Origin of the sequence: Halomonas salipaludis (assembly GCF_002286975.1) — a bacterium.
Taxonomy (GTDB): Bacteria; Pseudomonadota; Gammaproteobacteria; order Pseudomonadales; family Halomonadaceae; genus Franzmannia; species Franzmannia salipaludis.
In genome coordinates this window covers 348614-374348 of the sequence record NZ_NSKB01000005.1, presented here as the reverse complement: position 1 = coordinate 374348, position 25735 = coordinate 348614, and the positions used below count along the sequence as shown (strand labels likewise).

General features: G+C 66.0%; 17 protein-coding genes and 2 tRNA genes. 4 read left to right on the top strand and 15 right to left on the bottom strand.

Annotated features, from left to right (window positions below; genetic code table 11):
- Nucleotides 1-56 precede the first annotated feature (56 nt).
- The 12 genes from nadA to purL form a co-directional block, all read right to left on the bottom strand.
- On the bottom strand, nt 57-1085 hold the full coding sequence (nadA, locus tag CK498_RS14900; RefSeq protein WP_095621638.1) for a quinolinate synthase NadA: 1029 nt from the start codon (nt 1083-1085) through the stop codon (nt 57-59).
- 235 nt (nt 1086-1320) lie between these two features.
- Nucleotides 1321-1396 (bottom strand) — tRNA-Lys (locus CK498_RS14895).
- Between the two features lie 38 nt (nt 1397-1434).
- Nucleotides 1435-1510, bottom strand: a tRNA-Lys gene (locus tag CK498_RS14890).
- A 123-nt stretch (nt 1511-1633) separates the two neighbouring features.
- Nucleotides 1634-2491, bottom strand: a complete 858-nt coding sequence (gene rluB, locus CK498_RS14885; protein ID WP_095621637.1) for a 23S rRNA pseudouridine(2605) synthase RluB — start codon at nt 2489-2491, stop codon at nt 1634-1636.
- A complete protein-coding gene (gene scpB / locus CK498_RS14880) occupies nt 2488-3291 on the bottom strand; it encodes an SMC-Scp complex subunit ScpB (protein WP_095621636.1) in 804 nt (267 codons plus the stop codon). Before scpB ends, rluB begins: the two co-directional genes overlap by 4 nt.
- The gene (locus tag CK498_RS14875) at nt 3288-4202 is read right to left on the bottom strand and encodes a segregation and condensation protein A (RefSeq protein WP_095621635.1); all 915 of its coding nucleotides are present in this window, start codon (nt 4200-4202) and stop codon (nt 3288-3290) included. Before CK498_RS14875 ends, scpB begins: the two co-directional genes overlap by 4 nt.
- An 80-nt stretch (nt 4203-4282) precedes the next feature.
- Entirely contained in the window at nt 4283-5599 is a 1317-nt protein-coding gene (locus tag CK498_RS14870) for an MATE family efflux transporter (protein WP_095621634.1), read from the bottom strand.
- Entirely contained in the window at nt 5599-6027 is a 429-nt protein-coding gene (locus CK498_RS14865; RefSeq protein WP_095621633.1) for a MarR family winged helix-turn-helix transcriptional regulator, read from the bottom strand. The genes CK498_RS14870 and CK498_RS14865 overlap by 1 nt, the downstream gene beginning before the upstream one ends.
- 111 nt (nt 6028-6138) lie before the next feature.
- Nucleotides 6139-11007: an autotransporter domain-containing protein gene (locus CK498_RS14860; RefSeq protein ID WP_095621632.1), complete on the bottom strand. Its 4869-nt coding sequence runs from the start codon at nt 11005-11007 to the stop codon at nt 6139-6141.
- A 124-nt stretch (nt 11008-11131) separates the two neighbouring features.
- Nucleotides 11132-12112 (bottom strand): helix-turn-helix transcriptional regulator, encoded by a 981-nt coding sequence (locus CK498_RS14855; protein ID WP_095621631.1) that lies wholly within the window; start codon nt 12110-12112, stop codon nt 11132-11134.
- Between the two features lie 51 nt (nt 12113-12163).
- The gene (locus CK498_RS14850; RefSeq protein ID WP_407645858.1) at nt 12164-14038 is read right to left on the bottom strand and encodes a DEAD/DEAH box helicase family protein; all 1875 of its coding nucleotides are present in this window, start codon (nt 14036-14038) and stop codon (nt 12164-12166) included.
- Between the two features lie 8 nt (nt 14039-14046).
- Nucleotides 14047-17976: a phosphoribosylformylglycinamidine synthase gene (gene purL, locus CK498_RS14845; RefSeq protein WP_095621630.1), complete on the bottom strand. Its 3930-nt coding sequence runs from the start codon at nt 17974-17976 to the stop codon at nt 14047-14049.
- Nucleotides 17977-18133: 157 nt separating this feature from the next.
- On the opposite strand from purL, the gene mltF reads away from it, so the two are divergent.
- The gene (gene mltF / locus CK498_RS14840) at nt 18134-19603 is read left to right on the top strand and encodes a membrane-bound lytic murein transglycosylase MltF (protein ID WP_095621629.1); all 1470 of its coding nucleotides are present in this window, start codon (nt 18134-18136) and stop codon (nt 19601-19603) included.
- A gap of 24 nt (nt 19604-19627) precedes the next feature.
- Complete coding sequence (locus tag CK498_RS14835; RefSeq protein ID WP_095621628.1) at nt 19628-21601, top strand: GGDEF domain-containing protein; 1974 nt, start codon at nt 19628-19630, stop codon at nt 21599-21601.
- Here CK498_RS14835 and tadA read toward each other — a convergent pair.
- Nucleotides 21598-22065: a tRNA adenosine(34) deaminase TadA gene (gene tadA, locus CK498_RS14830; protein ID WP_095621783.1), complete on the bottom strand. Its 468-nt coding sequence runs from the start codon at nt 22063-22065 to the stop codon at nt 21598-21600. The genes CK498_RS14835 and tadA overlap by 4 nt on opposite strands.
- A 96-nt stretch (nt 22066-22161) precedes the next feature.
- Between tadA and CK498_RS14825 the strand changes: the two genes are divergently transcribed.
- Nucleotides 22162-22974, top strand: coding sequence for an acyl-CoA thioesterase (locus CK498_RS14825; protein ID WP_095621627.1), 813 nt, complete (start codon nt 22162-22164; stop codon nt 22972-22974).
- A 1-nt stretch (nt 22975) separates the two neighbouring features.
- Here the strand turns inward: CK498_RS14825 and CK498_RS14820 are convergent, their stop codons facing one another.
- Both CK498_RS14820 and CK498_RS14815 read right to left on the bottom strand, forming a co-directional pair.
- Complete coding sequence (locus CK498_RS14820; RefSeq protein ID WP_229359103.1) at nt 22976-23713, bottom strand: sulfite exporter TauE/SafE family protein; 738 nt, start codon at nt 23711-23713, stop codon at nt 22976-22978.
- A gap of 244 nt (nt 23714-23957) precedes the next feature.
- The gene (locus CK498_RS14815; RefSeq protein WP_095621625.1) at nt 23958-24839 is read right to left on the bottom strand and encodes a bifunctional nuclease domain-containing protein; all 882 of its coding nucleotides are present in this window, start codon (nt 24837-24839) and stop codon (nt 23958-23960) included.
- Between the two features lie 164 nt (nt 24840-25003).
- Here CK498_RS14815 and CK498_RS14810 point away from each other — a divergent pair, with 164 nt between their 5' ends.
- On the top strand, nt 25004-25732 hold the full coding sequence (locus CK498_RS14810) for a YebC/PmpR family DNA-binding transcriptional regulator (RefSeq protein ID WP_095621624.1): 729 nt from the start codon (nt 25004-25006) through the stop codon (nt 25730-25732).
- Nucleotides 25733-25735 lie beyond the last annotated feature (3 nt).

Here is a 25735-nt window from a genome sequence, read left to right as displayed (position 1 = left end):
CTTCAAGCTCAAGCCCGCGAAGCGGGCGCTCTTCCAGCTCCAGCGCTAGGCGAAGCCTAGCGCTGGAAGTTGAGCATCCGCTCCAGCGGCTTGAGGGCCGCTAAGCGCAGCGCGTCGTCGACGAATATCTCGCCGCTGCCGTGGCGCAGCGCGCCGGCCAGGTTGTCCAGTGCGTTCATCGCCATCCACGGGCAGTGTGCACAGCTCTTGCAGGTCGCGCCGTTGCCGGCGGTGGGCGCTTCGAACAGCGTCTTGCCGGGCACTGCCTGCTGCATCTTGAAGAAGATGCCGCGGTCGGTGGCGACGATCAGCTTGTCCTGGGGCAGCTCCTTGGCCGCCTTGATCAGCTGCGAGGTGGAGCCAGCCACGTCGGCCAGGCCCACCACCGGCTCAGGGGACTCGGGGTGCACCAGCACCGCGGCGTCAGGATACAGCGCCTTGAGGTCCTGGATGCCCTTGGCCTTGAACTCCTCGTGGACGATGCAGGCGCCGTCCCACAGCAGCATGTCGGCGCCGGTCTGCTTCTGGATATAGCTGCCCAGGTGTTTGTCCGGTGCCCACAGGATCTTTTCGCCGCGAGCCTGGAGGTGCTCGATCACGTCCACCGCGATGGACGAGGTCACCACCCAGTCGGCGCGTGCCTTGACCGCCGCCGAAGTATTGGCATAGACCACCACGGTGCGCTCCGGATGCTGGTCGCAGAAGGCCGCGAACTCATCGGCCGGGCAGCCGATATCCAGCGAGCAGGTCGCCTCCAGGGTCGGCATCAATACGCGTTTTTCCGGCGACAGGATCTTGGCCGTCTCGCCCATGAAGCGCACCCCGGCCACCACCAGGGTCTCGGCCTCGTGGCGGGCGCCGAAGCGGGCCATCTCCAAGGAGTCAGCCACGCAGCCGCCGGTCTCTTCGGCGAGCTGCTGGATGGCATCATCGGTGTAATAGTGAGCGACCAGCACGGCGTTATGCGCCTTCAGCAGTCGCTTGATTTCATCGACGCGCGCTTCATCCTCGGCGGGAATCCGCGTCGGGCAGTAGGCGCGGGCCAGGTGCTCTTGCACCTCGGCGCGGGAAGTCATGATCGTCATCGTGTCTACCACTGTGACTGGCAGGGGCTCCCCCTGCATGTACCAGGTGTACCGTGACGGACTCTCTGCCCGGCGGCACACGCCAGAAGACAGTATTCCTCGGCGTCTCCCGCCGCGTCTGTCTTGCCCTATTCTAGACCACAACGCCGCCGAATTGCTCCCCCAAGGTGCACAAAAGTGTCCACAAACGAAAACGCCCCGACGCTTGGAGCGCCGGGGCGTTTCGAACACATTCTGGTGGGTCGTGTAGGATTCGAACCTACGACCAATTGGTTAAAAGCCAACTGCTCTACCAACTGAGCTAACGACCCGCAACCGTAAGCAACAGGCGCTTACGCAGCGGCGGATATGGTGGGTCGTGTAGGATTCGAACCTACGACCAATTGGTTAAAAGCCAACTGCTCTACCAACTGAGCTAACGACCCGCCGCGCCATCTGGCGACAGGGGCTACGTCATGTTTCCCCTCCCGACAGGGCGCACATATTACCCATGGCGCCCGGTGATGACAAGCCTTTTCGTGCCAACTCCCGAGCGTTTCGTTCCCGTCTCAGGACTTACGCGTACCCTTCGGCTTGCGCATTGCCTGCACCGGGCGCCGCTTGTTCTTGTCGCGGCTCCAGCGGTTCTTCTCGTCCGGCGTCAACTCCGGCACCTTGCGGCTGGCAAGCCCCGCCAGGGTCGCGAGATCGTCGACCTCGTCCTGGGTCAGCTCGGTCCACTCGCCCGCTTTGGCACGCTTGTCGAGGAAGATATTGCCGTAGCGCACCCGCTTGAGGCGGCTGACGGTGAGCCCCTGGGATTCCCATAGCCGGCGCACCTCGCGGTTGCGGCCCTCCAGGATCACCACGTGGAACCAGGTGTTGATGCCCTCGCCACCGAACTCCTGGACGTCGCTGAAGCGCGCCGGGCCGTCGTCGAGCATCACGCCCTCGACCATTGCCACCACCTGCTCGCGGCGCACCTCGCCCATCACCCGTACCGCATATTCGCGCTCCACTTCGGTGGAGGGGTGCATCAGCTTGTTGGCCAGCTCACCGTCGGTGGTGAACAGCAACAGGCCGCTGGTATTGATATCCAAACGACCGATGGCGATCCAGCGCTCGCCCTTGAGACGCGGCAGGCGCTCGAATACGGTGCGCCGCCCTTCCGGGTCCTTGCGCGTGCACAGCTCGCCCTCGGGCTTGTTGTACATGATCACCCGTCGCGGTGTCTCCTCGGCGCCGCGCAGGGTCACCGGGCGGTCGTCGAAGGTGACCTTGTCGCGCATCTCGATGCGATCGCCGAGGGTCGCCAACTTGCCGTTGACCTTGACGCGCCCGGCGCTGATCGCGGTTTCCATCTCGCGGCGCGAGCCCAGGCCGGCGCGCGCCAGGACCTTCTGCAATTTTTCAGTGGTAGTCGTCATGAGTCGTCTGACATCTCGTCTGTAGAGGGTTCCACGCCCCCGCGTCCGTCATCGGCGACGCTCTCGGGGGCGCGTTCGGCAAGGCGGGCTTCGAGATCGGCGAAGCTCAGCCTGGGCCGCGTGGACGCCGTCCCGGCGTGTGATTCGGCGTCGACCGTCCCGGTCGTCGCCTGCTGCTGACTATCGTCCCGCGCGATCCGCTCACGCGCTTCGGCATCTCGCGCCTCGCCCTGCTCGTAGTCGACCAGGCGCTCTTCGAAATCCTTGAGCTCGTGCATCGGCGGCAACGCATCCAGCGTTTTGAGACCGAAGTCATCGAGGAACTGCCGGGTGGTGGCATACACCGATGGCCGCCCCGGCACGTCGCGCTGGCCGACCACGCGGATCCAGCCACGCTCGGCCAGGGTACGCATGATCGAGCTACTCACCGCCACCCCGCGCACCTCCTCGATATCGCCGCGGGTCACCGGTTGGCGATAAGCGATCAGCGCCAGGGTCTCGAGTAGCGCCCGCGAGTAGCGCTGCGGGCGCTCGTCCCACAGCCGCGACACCCACGGCGAGAGCCGCGAGCGAATCCGCAGCTGAAACCCCGAGGCGGTTTCGATCAGCTCCAGGGCGCCCTGGTCGAGGCGCTCACCGAGTCGCGCCAGCGCCGCGCGCAGCTCGCTACGCGGCGGCCGCTCATGGTCGTCGAACAGCGCCTCGAGCCGCTCCGGCGAGAGCGGCTCGCCGGCGGCCAGCAGCGCCGCCTCGAGAATCTCGTCCAGGGGGCTCACCGGGTCGCTGATGCGCTTGTTCATGATGGCGGTAGCGCTTCCTCGTGGTCGAACGGGCTCTCGCCCGCCTCGTGTTCTGCGTCGTCGTGAGCCTCGCCGGCGTCGCCGGCCAGTCGCGCACGCACGTGGATCGGCGACAGCGGCACATTTTGCACGATCTCGATCAGCGCCTCCTTGGCGAGCTCGAGGATCGCCATAAAGGTCACGATCACCCCTGCACGCCCCTCCTCGAGGGTGAACAGCGCCTCGAAGGGGGTGTAGTGCTGATGCTCGAGCCGCGCCATGATCGCCAGCATGCGCTCGCGGGTCGAGAGCACCTCGCGGCTGATCTGGTGCGACTGGGTCAGCTCGGCGCGGCGCAGGATACCCGACAGCGCCGCCAATAGCTCGTCGAGTTCGACCTCGGGATGAATGACCCGCGACTCCAGCGGCGGCAATCCGGCCTGGGCGGGAAACCAGTCACGCCCCAAGCGCGGCAGCTCACCCAGCGCCTCGGCAGCGTGCTTGAGCCGCTCGTACTCCTGCAGGCGGCGGATCAGCTCGGCCCGCGGATCGCCCTCGTCGTCCTCGTCATCACCCTTGGGCGGTCGCGGCAGCAGCGTACGCGACTTGATCTCGGCCAGCATCGCCGCCATCAGCAGGTACTCGCCGGCCAGCTCGATCTCCATCGCCTTCATCAGCTCGACGTACTCGATGTACTGATGGGTGATGGCAGCCACGTCGATGGTCAGGATATCCAGGTTCTGGCGCCGGATCAGATAGAGCAGCAGATCCAGCGGCCCCTCGAAGGTCTCGAGGAACACCCGCAGCGCCTCCGGCGGAATATACAGATCCTCCGGCGGCGCATAGACCGGCTCGTCGAGCACCCGCGCGAACAGCTCGCCCTGCTGCGGCGCCTGGCTCTCTTCGACGACGGTGGTAGGCGTCTCGCTCACGCGTGGCCTGGCCTCTCGATATTGCCCGATGCAGTAATCGGACAGTCTACCAAGATGGTGCCGCGGCAGACAGCGCCGCGCTATGCAGGCACCTCCAGGCGTCGCCACCGCCGCAATACCATCGCCAGCACCACGGATGCCAGCAGCAGATTGGAGAGCGGCAGTGCCAGCCACACCCCGTTCAGCCCCATCACCAGGGGCAGCAGGGCCAGGAAGGGCACCTGGATAACGATGTTCCCCAGGGTGATCAGCACTGCCTGGCGCCCCAGCCCCATCGACTGGAAGAAGCAGGCCGCCAACACGATGAAGCCATCCAGGAACAGTGCGAAGAGGTGCAGGCGAACGCCCAGGGCAGTCGCTGCCAGAAGCCTGGCGTCGTCGGAGATGAAGATACCGGCGATGCTCTCGGGCCATAGCATCAGCGCCGCCACCATCCCCGCGCCGAGCCCGATGGCGGTATACAGCCCCAGGCGAAAGACCCGCTTGATATGGCTGCCCCGGCGCGCCCCATGGAAGTAGCTGATCAGGGGCTGCATGCCGTTGGCCACCCCTTCGGCCAGCATGTAGTAGAAGGCCAACAGGTAGCCGGTGATGGCATAGGCCGCGACCTGCACTGGCCCGCCATACTTCATCAGCAGCATGTTGTGCAGTATCGTCACCACGCCGAGATAGAGATACATCAGCATGCTCGACACCCCGGTGCCCAGCACCGACCGACAGGCACCGAGACGCAGTGGCTGCAAACGCAGGCGGATGGGGGCTTGGCGACTGACCAGATAGCCCAGGCAGACCAGAGCGGTGAGGCTCTCCGCCAGCAGCGTGGCCAGGGCGGCCCCCTTGAGCCCCCAGCCAAGCCACAGGATAAAGGCGTAGTCGAAGGCAATATTGGTCAAGGCACCTATCACCATGGCCAGGGTCGCCAACCGCGGAGCGCCCAGGTTACGCACCCAGAACGGCAGTGCCAGGCTGGCGACCACCAGCGGTGAGCCCCAGGCCATCACCGCCAGGTAGTCGCCCGCCAGCTGGGCGACCTGCCCCGTCGCCCCCTGGAAGGCCAGGAAGGCGTCGCCAGCAAACAGGATCAGCGCACCCACCGGCACCCCGAGCAGACCCAGTAGCCAGCCACCCTGCCCCAGCATCACAGCCGCTCGCGGCTCGTCACCGCGCCCCTGGGCGATCGAGCACTGGGCACCGGCCCCGACGCCCAGCATGATGCCTACCGCCAGCAGCACGATGACTGCCGGCACGGCCATGGTGATGCCGGCCAACCCCGGCTCGCCAATGGCATGGCCGATAAAGATACCGTCTACCACCTGATACATGCCGCTGACCATCAGCGCCATGACGGCCGGCAGGGTATAGCGCCAGTAGGCACGGGTGATCGAGCCGGAATGCATCAGTCGTCCCTCCTGAATCCCTTGCAGGCCTTGTCCAGCAAGCGCTCCAGCTCACGCCGTTCATGCTCATCCAGCCCCTGCCGTAGCGCAGCGGCGGTTTCCGCATAGACGTCGTGCTCCTCCTTCTCAATGTGTCGCGCTTTGTCCGTCGCATGCAAAAGCACGGCCCGTCCATCTTCCGGACAGGCCGAGCGATGGAGGTAGCCACGCGCCTCCAGCTTGCTGACCATGGTGCTTGCCGAGGCCTTGCTGACCCGCAGCAAGGCGGCCAGTTGCGTCAGGCGCATCCCATCGGGCGTCGAGAGCAGGGCATAGAGGTAGTCGAGCTCAGCAGCGGTGAGTTCCATGCTGCCGCTGCGCCGGCCATGCTCCCGCCAGCGGTTCCATATCTCCCAGCCCAGGTTCTTCAGGTCCGCTTCGAGCGTCATGGTATATCTCCACCACTATAAAGTTAGTTATACTAACTAACTTTATAGTGGTGGCAAACCTCTCGACCTCACCAATCCAGCTGTGGCGGCGAGGCTCCGCCGCACTCACTATCAGAAACGCCACTCCATACTCACCTGCGCCCTGTGGTCCTCGCTGCCATCCGCATACTGCCCCGCATAAGAGACTCCCAAGGCAGCATGCTCACTCAGCGTGACCTGAACCCCAGCGCTCACGACGGCGCTATCCCGGGCAATGGGTGTACCGGTCACGCCAAAGGCATCGCCACCGTCGAAACGCTGCTCGCGCTCGAAGGTGGTGTCGCCCAGGGCGTGCTGCCAACCGATGCTGCCATAGACGCTGACACTGGAGTCGTCCATGTCGAAGGTCGCCTCGGGCCGCACGCCCAGGGTAGCAACGGTGGTGTCATAGCGCTCACTTGAGCTGGAGAGCGCAGCGCTGCCGCCGCGCTCTTCCCCATTCGCCGCGCGGTGATGGATCTGCGCAATATTGACGAAGGGTTCCAGCATCAGCGGGTCAGCCGCTAGGCGGGTGGCCAACTCGGCATAGCCGTGCAGGGTCTGGGCGCGACGCTCGTCCTCCAGCGACTGCCCCAGCGCCTGGCGCGAGCTATCGATCTCGTGATAGCCATAGAACACACCGCCGCGTAGCTCAGCGCCGTCATGGTCCAGCGAGCCCGCTGCATAAGCACCGAGATGAAAGCTATCCACGCTGGCACTGCCACGCCCCTCCCGGGCACGGATATCACTGCGGGTATAGCCGCTCATCATACCGGCGCGCGCCCGCTCGCCGATCTCGGTATCCACGCCCACGAAGCCCCCAGCCAGCTCGCGCTTGATGCTTGCGGCATTGCCGTCACCGCCCTGACGCCCCCAGTTGCCCTGGGAACGGGCCCAGTAGGTATGGCCGCCCTGTACTGCCACGTTATCCATGACGGTGGTGTGGCCACCACCAGCCCGTTGCAGGCGGTCATTGGCAGCCTCCCTTGCCAGCCGGCTATCGGACACCAAGGCGCCATGCACGGAAGCGTGCAGTTCACCGGAGAGTTGGCTCAGCGCCTGCTCGGCCTGTGGGGCGCTCATGTTGAGGACTCGATCGTAGAGGTCGTGCCCCTCCCCCAGAGAGAAGGTGCCATCGCCGGCACCACAAGCGTTGGCGCTCATACCCGGCAAACAGAACGAGTTGCTTGCAGCAGATGATAGCCGGCTGATCAGATTGAAGGCACTAGCGGTGGCATCGAAGTGGAAGTCGAGAAAGGCAAAGTCGTTGCGTAGCTCCGGCACACCGTTCACGACCAGAGTGCCTGCCTCGAACAGGGTGTAGGTCGACCCATCCGCGAAGGTCGCATTCGCGCCCCAGCCGTCGGCGGGCGTCAACTGGATGATGGCCGCATCTTCAATTGTCGCCGTTCCGGTCACAATCACTGCATCGTGGTCATTCGCACTCAGCTCTGCCAGATATCGAGCGCCAGTATCCAGCAGCAGATCCCCCTCCACGGTCAGCGTGCCGATGGAATTGCCTGGCGCGATGGTGCCTCCGCCAAAAACCTTCGTGACGCCTACCGAGCCGGAACCGCCAAGCGTGGCACCTTCATCAATATGGAGCGCGCCACCGAGGCTGCCATTACCTTCGGCATCTCCCACCAGCAACGTGCCACCCGCAACGGTAGTGGTGCCGTCAAAGCTCGAACTGTCACCGGTCAATAGCACTGAAGCGGTACCGTCATAAAGGAAAGTACCGTCTCCCGACAGCACGCCGGCATAATGCGCGTCCACCTCATCGCTAAACGTCAATCCGGCTGACGCCCCTGCGAGATGCGCATCACCGCCGAAACGCACGGCTGCGCTGTGGAGACCACCGTCGGTGACGGTCCAGTCGAGTGATGAATCACCATCTAGTGCCAGGTTCCCGCTACCCTGCTTCACCATTTGACCGCTGTTACCAGCAAGTCCGGCAATGTCGCCGGTAAAGGCGGCGTCATGCGTCTGATCGAGCACCACCTCCCCGGCATTGGCGATATCGCCGGAGATGGAAGCGGCACTACCGATCAGCGTTCCGCTATTGACGAAGGTGTTGCCGTAAGCATTGGCGCCGCTGAGGTGCAGCGTCCCCTGGCCGGTCTTGGTCAGATTGCCGTCGCCGGCTAGCTCACCGGAGAGCGTCAATGTCGCGGTATCCGCGACGTCGAAGGCGCCATTGCCGGAGAACATGACCGCGCGGCTGCTGCTAAAGCTGCTGGTAGTGGCGAGGGCACCACCTTTGAAGGTGACATTGCCCTGGGCGCTGCCCAAGTTACCGTCGTCCGACACCCGCACAGTGCCTCCGGCAATCGTTGTCCCGCCTGCGTAGGAATTCTGGCCTGACAAGATCAGCGTACCCGCCTCGCGCTTGACGATGCCGTTGGCGCCAGTGATCTCGGTGGAGATCTCCGCATCATCGGCCAGCACGCGTATTTCCGAGCCGTCGGGGCCGGTGACAAGCTGCCCGTCACCGGCCAGGAGGAAGGCCTCATCGACGAATTGCAGCCCCTGGAAGGCCTGGATACCCTCGACCGATAGCGTGCCGCCATGAAAACCGCCTGGTGCATTCCTGAAGACGGCATGATGGCCGGCCCAGGTAACCGCCGTCTCGCCGTCGCGGTTCAGCCACTGCGTGCTGCTGTCGTTCCAGATGCCGTCGCCGCCTTGCCAATGCTGCAAGGTATTCTCGCCCAGTGCGGCGATGAACAGATCGACATTGCCGCTCCCCGCCTGGATCTCGAACGCACCGGCGTTGTCGATATTTGGCGTATTGCCGATGCTCAGTCCGTTGTCGGTCAAGGTGCCGCCATAGGTCATCAAGCGGTAATAGCCGAGCCCGGCACTGCCGTCGTATGCCCCCTCTCCCTGCGACAGGCTCAGCAAGCCGTCCAGCGTCAGATTTCCGGTAACCGTAACGCGGTCGCTGGCCCCCGAGCCAGGATCGCCGGTCACACCGGGGCTGCCTAATTCGAAGTCAAGCAGCGTGCCTGATGCCAACGCCAGGTCGCCGTCCACGACCAGGGTGCCCATCGAGTTCCCCGGCGCGAGCGTCGCGCCATCGGCGATGGTCGTATTGCCTATCCGGCCGGATCCACCCAGCGTTGCACCGCTACGTATGTCGACGTTCCCGCCGAGGCGGCCATTGCCTTGTGCATCGCCGACCCGCAGGGTGCCACCAAAGACCGTCGTCGTACCGGAAAAACCGGCACTATCCCCGGTGAGTGTCGTGGTGCCCGCATAGTGATTGAGGTTGCCAAAGCCGGCACTGGTGCTGACTAGTCCGGCATCGAAGCCGTAGTCTGCCGAGTCATGGTTGAAATCAACGCTGGCGCCCTCTCGTTCGAGTCGAATCGCGTTTGCGCTAACCAAGCCCGGCGCCACCGCCTCGGATTCCTCGATAGAGTCCGCTCCGATAGCCAGGCGGGCGGACCCAGTGGCGCTACCCGGCCCCATCAGCAGATCGCCGGATACGCTGAGTTCCCCGCCATTCGCCAGGATCACCGAGCCCTTCGCCCCATCGCCTTCGCCAGCGACCCGCAGATCGCCTGAGATATCGACCACGCTGCCGCCACCGACCACTGTGAGGACACCTTGCCCCGCACCGCCACCGACACGACCGCCGACGGCGGAAAGCCGGCCACCGGCGTCGACGATCAGACGGCCTTGAGCGTTACCACCGACATCGAACACGCCGATATTGGCCGCGGCACTTGGGCCGGAGATCGATAACGCCCCGGCATGAACGTTGAGAGCGTCCGCGCTATTGCCTCCCGTCAGCGTCCAATAGCTCGAGCCATCCTTTTCCAGGTGGCTGAATCCATGGTATCGGCCAATATCGATATTGGCATCGCCGTCTCCGTTCATCAGCAGTGTGGCGTCGGCGCCATAGGCCCTGACAGCCCCTTGAAAGCTAAAGCCGGAAAGCAATTCAAGCGTCGTATCCTCACCGTTCAGGTGCATGGCATCTGCTCGCCCTGCCCTACCTTGGCCACCGGCAATGCTCCCCGAATGGGTTACCCAGACGTCACGCCCTTCAACCACCATGCCAATGCCGCCCAAGCCACTGATGCCCGAGGGACCCACTAATGACCTACCTGCACGGCCACCCGATATCGATCCGGCATTGTCGAACACCACGCCATCATCGGTCAGAATGGCGCCCATGCCACCATCGCCCCCATTGAGAAAACTACTGTCACCACCGTCAGCTCCCGCCACCGTGCCTTGGTTGATGAACCTCGTGCCCGAGAAACTCAGCCCTGCACCGCCGTCGCTAGCATTCCCATGAACGCTCTCTCCTCCCCGACCGCCGGCGATGCTGCCCATGTTGAAGAGGGAGTCACCATCAAAGTGCACGCCTTCGCCGCCGCGACCGCCGTTAGAATGAGTACTTTCCCCTCCTCTGCCTCCGTGTATGGTGCCATCGTTATAGAGATCACTGCCGATAAAAACCAACGCTGTACCGCCGTCGCGACCATACCCAAAAACGCTCTCCCCGCCCCGCCCGCCGGCGATGCTGCCTATGTTGGAGAGGGAACCACCATCAAAGCGCACGCCTTGGCCACCGCGACCACCGTTCGCATGGGTACTGGCGCCGCCTTCTCCACCGGCAATCGTTCCTTCATTCACCAGAGAGCCACCCGAGACGTCAAGCGCCAAGCCGCCGGTACCGCCGTTGTTCCGTGAGCTGCTCCCCCCAGCACTGCCTATGACCTCCTGCTCCTCAGGTATGACGGTCGGATCAGCCAAAGGACTTTCGCCAGGAATCAACAAGGACAGCATCACGGTCCAGCTCGCTGCCGTCGGATAGCCATGCCAACCGCTGGTCGCCGATGGCCGCCGCGCCCGTCGCCTACCCTTGCCCCGCGCACGAGCGGTCTCCGCCACGGCAAGCCATATGCCCAGGCTACGATTGAATATGCTGTTATAGATATGGTTCATCCCGCGTCCCCTGCCTTTGTTATCAGCTGCTTATCTATCAGCGAGCCAATACGCTAGCGAGGTGGCAGGGTGACGTCTTCCACTCAGCGCCACAGCCTGCGGCGGGCGAGTGGAGCGGGGGGAGCTACTCCTTTTGCAGCTCGACGCCGTAGCGGGCATCCCCCGGTGTCATGCCGAAGCGTTGCCTGAAGGCACGATAGAACCAGGAAAGATTATTGAAGCCAGCCGCATAGGCGACATCGGCAATAGACCGTTCGCCAGGTGCCAGCCGGGAAAGCTGCCGATATGCCCGCTGTAGGCGCAGCTCGAGCAGATAGTCGGTAAAGCTGGTGCCTTGGCGATCGAACAGGGCGCGCACATAGCCGGGCGAGATACCGTAGCGTTTGGCTACCCACTTCACTGACAGCTCTCCATGGCCAGCATACGCAGCCATATCGGCCTTGATGGCACGCAGCCGCGCCATGCTAAGACCGCGCTTAGCAGCGCGGGCCGTGGCATCCGGCGTCCCCCCCAGCGCCAGGGTCGCCATGTCCAGCAGCTGCTCCATCTCGCAGGGCCCCGCTGCAGACGCCTGAACATCGGGTGATCGGGTCAGGGCAAGCGCTTGACGCATCAACAACTGCAGCGCGTCGCCAGGCACGAGCAGACCCTTGGCCACGCGATCGAGATCGGCCACCCGTGGCCCCAGCAGCGCACGGGGAAAATCTATGCTCAAGAAGCGTGCCCGCTGCCCAGGCCGACCATGGAAATCGATCAGACCAGGACGATCCTTGAAGCCAACGCAGCCAAAGCCCGCCGGACATGCCAGCTGACGAAGGTGACGCTGATGGCTCTCCCAGCCCCCGGGGCCACCGGGATTCAACAGCAGGGATATGTTGTCGTTACCATCGGCCAGCTGAGCCTGACCACGCGTCACCTTCAACGTCGAGCACTCGGCAAGTGCAACCGTAACCCCCGGCAGCAAGCACATACGAATCGTGATATCGGGTATTTCACGGCGCGGCACGCCGAGTTCAACTTGTGCTACGGGGGCATAGACATCCCGCACCACTTCCAGGCGATCCGCCTTCGGATAATCTTGGGTAGTAAATTGAATCTGGGCCATGGGTTCCCCAGCGGTGTTATTTTTATCAGCGGTATCTTAACAAGATGGGCCTCAGCGTTGCACCGGCTCACTGTCGGCGCGGCGATAGCGCCCGCTGTAGTCGAACAGCTTCTCGCGCACCTGCCAGTGGCGGCCGACCTTGCGCCCCACCACGAAGTCCGGGGCACGCAGGCGGCGCTGCTCGTCGATCACCTCTTGCGGGCTGGTGGGACGCCAGGCGGCCCCCGGCGCACGCAGATGATCGCGCAGGAAGACCGCATGGAAGGCGCCGCGCTGGGCCGGGGTCTCGAGGGCGAACCACTCGGCCAGGGTGGCGCCGTCCTCATCGTGGTAGGTGACCTTGAGGCGCGGCATGCCGCGGCCGTTGACGGTGGCCTCGAGCTGCATGCCGGAGACCCGCAGCACCCGGGCATCCTTGAGGCGCAGCGCCGCCTTGAGCTTGTCGTCGGCATCCACCAGCAGGGTCTGGCAGCCGTGGCAGCGCCGCGCGGCGATATCGTTCTCGGCGCCGCACTCGCCGCACACCTTGAAGCGAAAGCGGAAATCGCACTGTCTACGGGCGCCCGACCCCGCGCCTCGCGGGCCTCTGCTTGTTCCAGAGACGGGACTGGGGTCGGTGATAAGCCCCTGGCAGCGGCGGCCGTAGTGCTCGATGACCAGCTCGCCGTCACGCTTGCCCCAGAACAGGTTGGCATGGCCGCACTCGGGGCACTCGACCTGCACCGGCTCGGCGTCGGAGGCGGGCTTGGGTGCGCCTACCTCCGGGGCGTAGAGATCCCAGGGATTACCGGCGTAGTCGAGGATCAGGCAATCCTGCTTGCCCGGCGCCAGGCGCAGGCCGCGGCCGACGATCTGCTGGTAGAGGCCCACCGACTCGGTGGGGCGCAGGATGGCGATCAGGTCGACGTGAGGCGCATCGAAGCCGGTGGTCAGCACCGCCACGTTGACCAGGTACTTGATCGCGCGGCCCTTGAAGGCGGCAATGATCGCCTCGCGCTCGCGCCCCGGGGTGGCGCCGGTGATCAGCGCCGCCTCGCCGGCGGGCAGATAGCCGAGGATCTCCTCGGCGTGGGCCACCGTCGCGGCGAAGATCATCACCGCCTGGCGCTCGGCGGCCTGCTCGACCACGTCGGCGATGATCCCCGGGGTGGCACGGTGGCCGGCAACGACCCGGTTGAGCTCCTCCTCGCGGTAGAGGCCGCTGGCCGCCGGCGCAAGCGTCGAGAAGTCGTAGCCGGCCACCGCCGCGTCGATGCGCCTCGGCGGCGCCAGGTAGCCCTGCTTGACCATCAGCCGCAGCGGCTGCTCGAACACGCAGTCGCGAAAGAAGCACGTCTCGTCGCCACGCACCATGCCGTGATGGTGGCGGTGATAGATGAAGCCCTGGCCCAGCCGGAAGGGCGTGGCGGTGAGGCCCAGCACCTTGAGGCGGGGATTGCGCCGCTGGAGATGCGCGATCACCTGACGGTAGCTCGAATCGTCGTCCAGCGAGACCCGGTGGCACTCGTCGATCACCAGCAGCGTGAAGGTCCCCTGCCCCGCCTTCTCTGCGTCGAAGGCGTCGAGGTTCCGGACCACCGACTGCACCGAGCCGAACACCACCTGGCGACCGCTCTCCTTGCGCCCCAGCCCAGCGCTGAAGATATCCGCCTCGAGACCATAGGCCAGATACTTGGCGTGGTTCTGCTCGACCAGCTCGCGGACGTGGGCCAGCACCAGCACCCGGCCCCTGGCCAGGCGCGCCAGCTCGGCGATCACCAGCGACTTGCCGCTGCCGGTGGGCAGTACCACCAGCGCCGGGTCATCGCTGGCACGGAAATGCTCGACGACCCGGGCCACCGCCTGCTGCTGGTAGGGGCGCAGCGCCGGCGGCGAAGACGGCAAAGGCGGCCCGGGGGCCGCCTTGTTCGGGTCGTGCTGTGCCACGCGCAGGCTCAGCCGAGCCACACCCGGGCATTGCGGAACAGCCGCAGCCAGGCGCCGTCCTGGGTCCACTCGGCAGGGCGCCAGGAGTTGGTCACCGTCCGCGCCACCCGCTCGGGGTGCGGCATCATGATGGTGACCCGGCCATCCGGTGTGGTCAGGCCGGTGATGCCCGACGGCGAGCCGTTGGGGTTGGCCGGATAGCGGCTGGTGACCTGGCCGTAGTTGTCGACGTAGCGCAGCACGATCTGGCTGCTGCCCTGCATGGCGCGCAGGTGGCCGCTGTCGCGGAACTCGGCGCGCCCCTCGCCGTGGGCCACGGCAATCGGCAGCCGTGAACCCTGCATCCCGGCCAGCAGGATCGACGGGCTCTGTTCGACCTGCACCATCGACACCCGCGCCTCAAACTGCTCCGACTCGTTGCGCACGAAGCGCGGCCAGTTGTCGGCACCGGGGATCAGTTCCTTGAGCTGGGAGAGCATCTGGCAGCCGTTGCAGACGCCGAGGGCGAAGCTGTCGTCGCGCTCGAAGAAGGCCGCGAACTGCTGGCGGGCGCGTTCATTGAACAGCACCGACTTGGCCCAGCCACCGCCGGCGCCGAGCACGTCGCCGTAGGAGAAGCCGCCGCAGGCCACCAGGCCCTTGAAGTCGTCCAGCGCCACGCGCCCGGCGAGGATATCGCTCATATGCACGTCGACCGCCTCGAAGCCGGCGCGGTCGAAGGCCCAGGCCATCTCCACCTGGCCGTTGACGCCCTGCTCGCGCAGCACCGCCATGGCCGGCCGCGCGGTGTTGACGAAGGGCGCGGCGATATCCTCGTCGACGTCGAAGCTGGGCTGCGCCGAGAGGCCCGGGTCGCGGTCGTCGAGCAGGCCGTCGAACTCGCTCTTGGCGCAGTCGGGGTTATCGCGCAGCGCCTGCAGGCGGTAGCTGGTCTCGGCCCAGGTACGCTGAGTCAGCAGGCGGGTGGTCTCGAGCAGCGGCTCCTCGAACAGCGTCACCCGCACCTGGTCGTCGTAGCGCGGCCGGGCGATCACCCCGCAGGTCTCGATGCCGGCGGCGGCGAACTGCGCCAGCACCTCCTCGGTGAACTGGCGGTTGACCTGGATCACCGCGCCGAGCTCCTCGGCGAACAGCGCATTGAAGGCGTCCACCGGCTCGTCGATCAGCCAGTCGAGCTTGATCTCGAGGCCGGCATGGGCGGCGAAGGCCATCTCCAGCAGGGTCACCAGCAGGCCGCCGTCGCTGCGGTCGTGGTAGGCGAGCAGCTTGCCGTCACGGTTGAGGCCCTGGATGACCTCGAAGAACGCCTTGAGATCCTCCGGGTCGTCGACGTCGGGGCACTCGTCGCCGACCTGGCCGTAGACCTGGGCCAGCGCCGAGCCGCCGAGGCGGTTCTGGCCAGCGCCCAGGTCGATCAGGATCAGGTCGGACTCGTCCTGGTCGAGATTGATCTGCGGGGTGAGCGTCTTCAGCGCATCGCTGACCGGCGCGAAGCCGGTAATGGCCAGCGACAGCGGCGCGATGACGCTCTTCTCCTCCAGCTCACCTTGCGGGCTTTCCTCCTGCCAGGCGGTGCGCATCGACATCGAGTCCTTGCCCACCGGGATGGCGATGCCCAGTGCCGGGCAGAGTTCCATGCCCACGGCGTGGACGGCGTCGTACAGCGCCTGGTTCTCGCCGGGATGGTCGGCGGCGCTCATCCAGTTGGCGGAGAGCTTGATATCGCCGAGCTTGGCGATCGGCGCGGCGGCCAGATTGGTGATCGCCTCGGCCACCGCCAGCCGCGCGCTGGCGGCGGGGTCGATCAGTGCCACCGGCGGCCGCTCGCCCATCGCCATGGCTTCGCCGGCATGGGTGTCGAAGCTCGCCGTGGTCACCGCCACGTCGGCCACCGGCACCTGCCAGGGACCGACCATCTGGTCGCGGGCCACCTGGCCGGTGATCGAGCGGTCGCCGATGGTGATCAAGAAGCTCTTGGAGGCCACCGCCGGCAGCCGCAGCACCCGGTCCAGCGCCTCGCGCAGGTCGAGGTTGTCGAGCATCACCCCGGACAGCACCCGCGCTTCGCGCTGGAACTCGCGGGTCATCTTGGGCGGCTTGCCGAACAGCACGCTCATCGGCAGGTCGACCGGCGTGGTCTCGAAGTGACCATCCGCCACCGTCAGGTAATGCGCCTCGGTGGCCTCGCCGACCACTGCGTAAGGGCAGCGCTCGCGGGCGCACAGCGCCTCGAAGGTCTCGAGGTCGTCGGGCGCCACCGCCAGCACATAGCGCTCCTGGGCCTCGTTGCACCAGATCTCCAGCGGGCTCATGCCCGGCTCGGCGTTGGGGATCGCGCGCAGTTCGAAGCGGCCACCGCGCTCGCCATCCTTGACCAGCTCCGGCAGGGCATTGGACAGCCCGCCGGCACCCACGTCGTGAATGAAGCGGATCGGATTGGCATCGCCCAGCGCCCAGCAGCGATCGATCACCTCCTGGACGCGGCGCTCGATCTCGGGGTTGTCGCGCTGCACCGAGGCGAAGTCGAGGTCCTCGCTGGAGCTGCCCGAGGTCATCGACGAGGCCGCCCCGCCACCCAGGCCAATCAGCATCGCCGGGCCGCCCATCACGATCAGCTTGCCACCAACGGGGATCTCGCCCTTCTGCACGTGGCCATCGCGGATATTGCCGTAGCCGCCGGCGAGCATGATCGGCTTGTGGTAGCCGCGCCGCTCGACGCCGTCATTGCCCAGCGCATCCTGCTCATAGGTACGGAAGTAGCCGGCCAGGTTGGGGCGGCCAAACTCGTTGTTGAAGGCGGCGCCGCCGATCGGTCCCTCGAGCATGATCTCGAGGGCCGACTGGATGCGTTCCGGCTTGCCGTAGTCGAAGGCTTCCCAGGGCTGCACGAACTCGGGGATGCGCAGGTTGGAGACGCTGAAGCCGGTCAGGCCCGCCTTGGGCTTGCCGCCGATACCGGTAGCACCCTCGTCGCGGATCTCGCCACCGGCGCCGGTGGCCGCGCCCGGATGCGGGGCGATCGCCGTGGGGTGGTTGTGGGTCTCCACCTTCATGAGGATCTGGATCGGTTCCTCGACGGCGGCGTAGCGGGCGCGCTCGCCGGCATCACCGGTCAGCGGCGCGGCGAAGAAGCGCGGCGCCGTGGTGCCCCGGATGACCGCGGCGTTGTCGCTATAAGCGGAGAGGATGTCGTCCGGCGAACAGGCGTGGGTGTTCTTGATCATCTTGAACAGCGAATGCGGCTGCGCCTCGCCGTCGATTACCCAGTCGGCGTTGAAGATCTTGTGCCGGCAGTGCTCGGAGTTGGCCTGGGCGAACATCATCAGCTCGACATCGGCCGGATTGCGGCCCAGGCCCTGGAAGGCCTCGAGCAGATAGTCGATCTCGTCCTCGGCCAGCGCCAGGCCGAGCTGGCGGTTGGCCTCGGCCAGCGCCTGGCGGCCGCCCTCGAGGATGTCGACCTGGCCCAGTGGCGCCGGCTCATGGTGGGCGAACAGCCGTGCCGCGTCGCTGGAGTTGGCCAGCACGGTCTCGGTCATGCGGTCGTGGAGGGTGGCGACGATGGCCTCGAAGGCGTCCTCCGAGAGGGTGCCGCTCAAGCGTACCCGATAGGCCACGCCGCGCTCGACGCGGCGCACCCTGGCCAGGCCGCAGTTGTGGGCGATATCGGTGGCCTTGGATGACCACGGCGACTGGGTGCCGATACGCGGCACCACCAGAAACAGATGGCCCTCTTGTGGCGCACCGGCCTCGCTGCCGTAATCGAGGAGGCGCTCGAGCAGCTGACGCTGGTCGTCATCGAGCTCACCGTCGTGGTCGACGAAGTGAACGTACTCGGCGTGCAGCGCGTCGACGTCGGGAACCCGGGCGCGCAGGGTGGCCAGCAGCTTGGCATGTCGGAAAGCAGAAAGGGCGGGCGCACCTCGCAGTTCAAGCATGGTCGATCGAGCCTCTGGTGAAAGCGAAATGAGGGCCGCGGCCGGCGGCAATGAGCGCACATGATACTGGAAAGCACCCGGGGCGCGAAATCCGCGCAGGTGACAGCCCGAGCCGCGGCCGTTATCGTGAGGGGTCTCATTGCCAATCGTCTCCTTCATGCCCAAGGCCGTTGTGACCCATCTGCGCCGCCACCCGCGCGGCTATCTGCTGACGTGCGTCGGTGTCGCGCTGATGTGGCTCGCGCTGCCGCAGCCGCCGCCACACAACGCCCAGTGGGATGCCATTCAGGCGCGCGCCTTCCTCGCCGTGCAGACCCGCAACACCCCGACGACGTATTACGAAGGCCGCCACGGCCCCACCGGCTTCGAATACGACCTGGCACGGCGCTTCGCCGAGCATCTCGGGTTGAGCCTGTCGATGGATAGCGAACCCAACGTCGAGCAGGTGCTGGAGGCGGTGCGCCAGGGTAACGCCGACATCGGTGCCGCAGCGCTGCCACTCGACCTGAGCCGCTCCGGGTTGATCTACAGCCGACCGATCCTCAACCTGCAACCGCTGGTGGTCTACCGCCGCGGCCTGCCACCGGTGCGCGATATCGACGACCTGCGCGGCCTGAGCATCGCCAGCATCCGCGGTTCGGGTACCGGGCAGGTGCTGCGCGAACTGCAGCAGGAGTTTCCGGAGCTGAGCTGGAAGGAGTCCAATGAACTGGAAATCGCCGACCTGCTTCAGCGCATCGAGAACGGCAGCCTCGACGCGGCGGTGGTCTACCAGCATCAGTTCAAGACCAACCGGCTGTTCTTTCCCGAGGTCGAGCTGGGCTTTCCCCTCGGCGAGCCGCTGTCGATGGCCTGGGCCTTTCCCGCCGGCCAGGGCGCGGCGCTTCAGCAGCGCGCCCAGGACTTTCTCCACGCCCTGCAGCGCGACGGCACCCTCGATGAGCTGATCGGCCACTACTTCGGCCATGACGACTACCTGGAGTATGTCGGCGCACGCATTTTCATTAGCCATGTGCGCGAGAAACTCCCCGAATACGCCGACCTGTTCCGCCAGGCGGCACGCGATAGCGGCTTCGACTGGAAGCTGCTCGCCGCCCTGGGCTACCAGGAGTCGCACTGGGACCCCGAGGCCACCTCACCCACCGGGGTGCGCGGCCTGATGATGCTGACCAACCCCACCGCCGAGGAGCTTGGCGTCAGCGACCGCCTCGACCCGGCGCAGAGCATCGACGGCGGCGCCCGCTATTTGCGTCAAATGAAGGAACGTCTACCCGACTCAATCAACGGTGACGACCGCCTATGGATGGCCATGGCGGCCTATAATGTCGGCTTGGGGCATTTGTATGACGCGCGCGATATCGCCGAGCAGCGCGGCGGCGACCCCAACCGCTGGGCCGACGTGCGCGAGGCGCTGCCGCTACTGCAGAACAGCGAGTGGTACAGCCAGACCCGCCACGGCTATGCACGCGGCGGCGAGCCGGTCATCTATGTGCGCAACATACGCCGCTACTACGAGATTCTCGACTACGTCGACCGCAGCCAGCAGCAGTTCCACCAGCTCAACGAGCGCCTGCCGGACGACGATGACGACAGCCACCTGTTCGACGTCGTCCCCCCGGTGCTCTGATACCGCCACGCCACGAGGAGGCGCATGACGCGAATCGGCCCCCTGCTGGCCCTGACGCTAGCGCTGCTGACGCTACTGCGACAGGATGCCGAGCCGGCCCAGCATAGCACCGCCGTGCTGCTCATCGTGCTGGCCGTGAGCCACTGGCAGCCCGAGCGCATCTGGCGGCTGCGCGCCTGGCTGCTGGGGTCGCTGTTGCTGGTGATGCTACTGGTGATGGCAAGCTACCTGCTGCCCGAGTACTGGCTGAGTATCGCCCACTGGAACGCCTGGCTGAGTGCGCTGCCGGGCGACGCCTACCGCTGGCGCCCGCCGGCGCTGATGACCTTGGCCCTGCTGCTGCTCGTCGCCAGCCTGCAGCTGAACCTGCGCCTGGCCCTCGGCGCCCCGCTGCTGCTCACCCTGTCCGGCCTTGCGCTGCTCAGCCAGGCCCTCATCCAGCAGTGGGCGACCAATATCTGGGTACTCGACCACGCTGCACCGCCGTCGCTACTGGCCGCCGCCGGCTGCCTGCTGACGGTTCAGGCCAGCCTGCTGATTCGGCATCGCCGTGAGCAGTTGCCCGGGCTGCGCCGCCCGCTGCTCGCAGGCCTGGCGCCGGGCCTGGCGGCACTACTGTTCTGGCACCAACAGACCACCCTCGAGGATCGTCGCCAATATCACGCCAGCGCCGTCCAGAGCCGTGCCCTGGCCGCAGACTTCGAGCGCGAGAACGCCGACCACCTCGCCGCCATGCGCCGCTTCGTCAGCTTCTGGGAGCTCTACGACGCACCACCCAGCGATGCCGACTGGGCTCGCCAGGCCAGCCGCTATCATCAGGACTACCGCTACTTCCTGAATATCGCCTTTATCCTGCCTTCCAGCGAAATCATCCGTGTCTTTCCCTTGGCCGGCAACGAGAACGCCCTCGGCGCACGCCTGTTCGACGACCAGCCCGCGGGACGCCCTGCCCTGAGCGAGGCCTTGATTCACGGCCGCGAGGGCAGTACTGGCGCCATCGACTTGCTGCAGGGCGTGCCCGGCATCATCCACTACCTGCCGGTGCACAGCCGCACCAGTGGCGAGGTCCTCGGCGCTACCGCCATGGTGGTCAGCCTGCCGGCACTGCTCGACACCCTGTTCGACGGCATCGATACCCGCGCCCAGGCGCTGCGCCTCTACGCCGGTGAGCAGCTGCTGGGCGAGGTCGGCAGTCTCGACGACCGCGTCAACTGGCGGCACCGCTTCAGCATCGACGTTGGCGGCCAGCCGCTGCTGCTCGATGCCCTTCCCGGACGCAGCGCCTTACTGATGCAGCGCGCCCGGCTGCCGGAGGTCGGGCTGCTGGTGGGGCTGGTCTTCGCCTATCTGCTGTATCTGGTGCTGTTTGCCTATCAGCGCCTCGCCGGCCAGCATCGTGCCGCCCACCACACCAATCAGGAACTGCGCCGCGAAGTGCAGGCGCGCAGCATCCTACAGCGCGAAGTGGAGTGGATGGCGCGCCACGACGAGCTCACCGAGCTACCCAACCGCCGGCTGTTCATGGAGACCCTCGACGCCAACGCCGAACGGCGGCCGCTGAGCGTGCTGATCTGCGATGTCGATCACTTCAAGCGTATCAACGACCACCTGGGACATCTCGCAGGAGACCGCTACCTGCGCCACATCGCTGAAATCGGCCGCAGAGTCATTTGCGAGCAGGATGGTCTGTTCGCCCGCTACGGTGGCGAGGAGTTCGTCGCCTGCCTGCCGGGTAGCGACACCGCGCAGGCCAAGCAGCTCGCCGAGCGGCTGCGCCAGGCCGTTCATCAGGCCGACCTCCTCCACCACGACGGCCAGCGGCTCAGCATCAGCATCGGCATTGCCACCCAGACCCAGGGTGCGCTGGATATCGGCCAGCTGATGCAGGTAGCCGACGAAGCGCTCTACGTTGCCAAGGCAGGCGGCCGCAACCGGGTGGTCAGCGGGCGTCCGTTGACGCTATCCGACGGTACCTGCGACCCGCTATCAACGCGCTAGCCATCCGCGGCGTCGCGCCGCGCGGCGAAGAACTCGCGTAGCAGCCGCTTGGCCTGAGCCGCCAGCCGCCCGCCTTCAACCTCGACGCAGTGGTTGTGCCAGGGCTGGGCGAACAGATTGGCGCGCGATTCGACCATTCCGGTCTTGGGCTCGGCGGCACCATATACCAGCCGTGCCAGGCGCGCGTGAATCAATGCGCCGCTGCACATCATGCACGGCTCCAAGGTCACATAGATGGTGCAGCCATCGAGGCGATAGTTGCCGAGCCTGGCGCAGGCCGCCCGCAGCGCCTGCACCTCGGCGTGGGCGCTGGGGTCATGCTCAGCGATCGGCGCATTGAAGCCGGCGCCGATGATCTCGCCGGCAGGGTCCACCACCACCGCGCCCACCGGCACCTCCCCCGCCGCCAGCGCCAGACGCGCCTGGTCCAGGGCTCGGTGCATGTAGAAATCGTCGCTGCGCATCGCCATCGGCCACTCGAATCCTGATAAAATGAAACAACCGTATGAGCGCCGCCGTCGGCCGCTCGACTCGTCCCGATCCACCCTAAGGAGTCTGACATGTCCCGCGCCCTGGATGACCTGGTTGCCCTGCTAGGTCTGGAAATGATCGAGGAAAACCTGTTCCGAGGCCACAGTCAGGACCTCGGTTTTCCCCAGCTGTTCGGCGGCCAGGTCCTCGGCCAGGCGCTGTCGGCGGCCAGCCAGACCCTCGAGCCGACGCGCCGGGTGCACTCCCAGCACGGCTACTTCCTGCGCCCCGGCGACCCCAAGCGCCCGGTGGTCTACCAGGTCGACGCAGTGCGCGACGGCGGCAGCTTCACCACTCGCCGGGTCACCGCCATCCAGCGCGGCAAGCCGATCTTCTTCTGCAGCGCCTCCTTCCATGGCGAGGAGCAGGGCCACGCCCACCAGCTCGAAATGCCCGCCCTCGACGACCCCGACACCCTGATCGCCAACGGCGCCAAGGTGTTGAGCTTCGACGGCCACCCCATCGAATTCCTGCACCTCGACGACCAGTACCAGCCCGGCCAGGCGGCGCGCAAGCAGCTGTGGTTCCGGCTCGCCGGCGAGCTGCCCGACGACGCCGCGCTGCATCGCTACCTGCTCGCCTACAGCTCGGACTTCAACCTGCTGACCACCAGCCTGGTACCGCAGGGCATCAAGTTCGGCGACCCGCGACTGCAGATCGCCAGCCTCGACCACGCGCTGTGGTTCCATCAGGACGTCAAGGTCAACGACTGGCTATTCTACGACATGGACAGCCCCTGGGCCGGCGGTGCGCGGGGCTTCGCGCGCGGCAGCATCTACAACCGGCGTGGCCAGTTGGTCGCCTCCAGCGCCCAAGAGGGGCTGACCCGTATCCGCGACTGACTCAACCGCGGATGATCAGTACCAGCCCCTGGATGAAGTAGAAGGCGCCGATGGCGGTGACGATCCAGCGCGTCCAGGCACGGAAGTTGGCATCGGTGAGGCGCGCCAGGATACGGTTACCGGTATGGGTGCCGAGCATCGCAAAGGGCGCAGCGAGCAGGATGATCCCCCACTCGCCGGCGCTCAGCGCCAGCGCCGAGCCGAGATAGAAGAGGATCTTGATGGCATGCGAGACCACCTGGATCATCGCCTTGGTGGCAACGATCTGGCGCCGGTCCATGCGCGAGCGCACGAAGAAGATATCGATCAGTGGCCCGGACACCCCGGCGGCGATGGTCAAGCCCCCCGACACCATCCCGCAGGTCAGCGCGTGGCTGGGCCGCGCTGCATCGAGCTGGAACCAGTAGCGGGGCATCCACACCAGGATCGGCATCAGGCCGATCAACAGCGACACCGTCGCAGCGTTGGGCGAGTAGCCGATCCACAGCAGCAAGCCCGCCGCCACCAGCACACCGAGGGTCATCAGCGCTACTATCCGCCACACGATGAACTGCCGCGACAGCCAGGCCCGCGAGCCGTTGGCGGTCATCTGGATCACCCCGTGTACGGCGATCGCCGTGGTGGCCGGAAACAGCAACAGCAGAAACCACAGCAGCACCAGGCCGCCGGCCATGCCGAAAACGCCCGACAGCATCGAAGTGAGAAACACCACGGCCACGAAGACCGCTCCAACCAGCATCGACACGGCGACTCCTGTTAACGTTATGCGGCCGGCATAGGCCGGCCGCCGAGGAAACACTGCACAAATGCCTACACGAGCGAATCGCTGCGTTGCGCGGTGCTCGGAATCCTCACATATACCTCATATGCTCCGGTTCCTGCGCTCCGTGCGCCTTGCGCTTCATCTCGCTCGGGGATTTGCTCAGCGCTTCCCTAAGCGTTAACAGTTTATATTAGCGTGCTATGTTTCGCGATACCGGTGATCAGAGGCGGATGCCCGGCTCCTCGTCGCTACCCGGCGCACCGCGCCCGCGCGGCCGCGGTGTCGGCACGTCGGTGGAGAGCGACAGCTCGTGCACCTCGCCCTCCTGCCAGTAACGCAGCTGGGCCTCTTCATCGGCGGGCGTGTCGCGCACCAGCTCGAGGAAGCCCATCGGCGACGCCGGCACTTCGTCGTTGACCGCCAGCAGCAGCGCGCCCGGGGCCATGCCCGCCTCTTCGGCGGTACCGCTGACGTCACTGACCAGCAGGCCCTCATCGTCGGGCAGGCCGAGGGCATCGCGCAGGTCGTCGCTGACCCGGGTCACGGTAATCCCCAGCGCTGCCACCACGCTATCTTCCAGCCCCTCGTACTCGATCTGCCGCGCCGCCTCACGCACCTCGGGCGCCACGTGGATGGTCGCCCCGGCCTGCAGCGCCAGCGCCAGGGCATCGCTGGGCCGGCTGTCGATACGCACCGGCTCATCGCGCCCTTCGACCTCGAGTTCGAGCATGCCGAGGAAGGTATTGTCCTGCAGCGCATCGACGTAGACCCGCGCCAGTCTTACCTCGAGACCGTCGAGCACGTCGTTGAGCAGTTCATGGGTCAGCGGCCGCCGCGGTCGGTCACCGCGCAGCGCGCGCAGGATGGCATCGGCTTCATTGGGGCCGATGAAGATCGGGATCACGTCCTCTCCGCCCGGTTCACGCAGCAGCACCACCGGCGGGCCCATGGCCCCCGCCACCCCCACCGTGGCGATCTCCACCTCGATCATCTCAGCGGGCTCGACGGCCAGATCCCGAGCCAGCGCCTGAGCAGCGGCAGTGCTCAGTATCAGGCCCAGCAACAGTGGCGCCAGCAGGCGCCGCAATAATGACCTCAACATGCTCACTCCTTGGCGGCCAGCACGATCCAGGCAGCCACACGGGATGTATTCCGGTTCAGGATGGCACTCATCGGCGGGGCCTGCCATGCGACAAATAACCCTGTTCCCACTGCGGCTTGTTGAGTAACATTCTGGCCGTATTGATGAGCTGACAGGACAACGATATGGGCAGGGCCTTCCAGAACCGCAAGGAATCCATGGCCAAGACGGCCGCCGCCAAGACCAAGGTCTACAGCAAGTACGGCCGCGAGATCTACGTGGTCGCCAAGCAGGGCGGCACCGACCCCGCCGGCAATCTCAGCCTGCGCGGCCTGATCGAACGCGCCAAGAAGGACCAGGTGCCCAGCCACGTGATCGAAAAGGCCCTCGACAAGGCCAGCGGCACCGGCGGCGAGGATTTCTCGCCGGCTCGCTACGAGGGCTTCGGGCCGGGCAACTGCATGGTGATCGTCGACTGCCTGACCGACAATCCCAACCGCACCTTCGGTGACGTGCGCGCCTGCTTCACCAAGACCAAGTGCAAGATCGGCACCCCCGGCAGCGTCAGCCACATGTTTGACCACTGCGCCATCCTCGCCTACCACGGCGACGACGAAGAGGCAGCGCTCGAGGCGCTGATGGAGGCCGATGTCGATGTCTCCGACATCGAGAACGAGGACGACCAGATCACCGTGTTCGCCCCGCACACCGAGTACGCCAAGGCCAAGCAGGCGCTGCTCGATGTCTTCGGCGAGCTCGACTTCGAGGTCGACGAGATCCAGTTCGTGCCCCAGACCACCACGCCGATCGAGGGCGACGACGTGGCGCTGTTCGAGAAATTCCTCGATATGCTCAACGACCTCGACGACGTGCAGAACGTCTTCCACAACGCCGAGCTGCCCGCCGAAGCCTGAGCA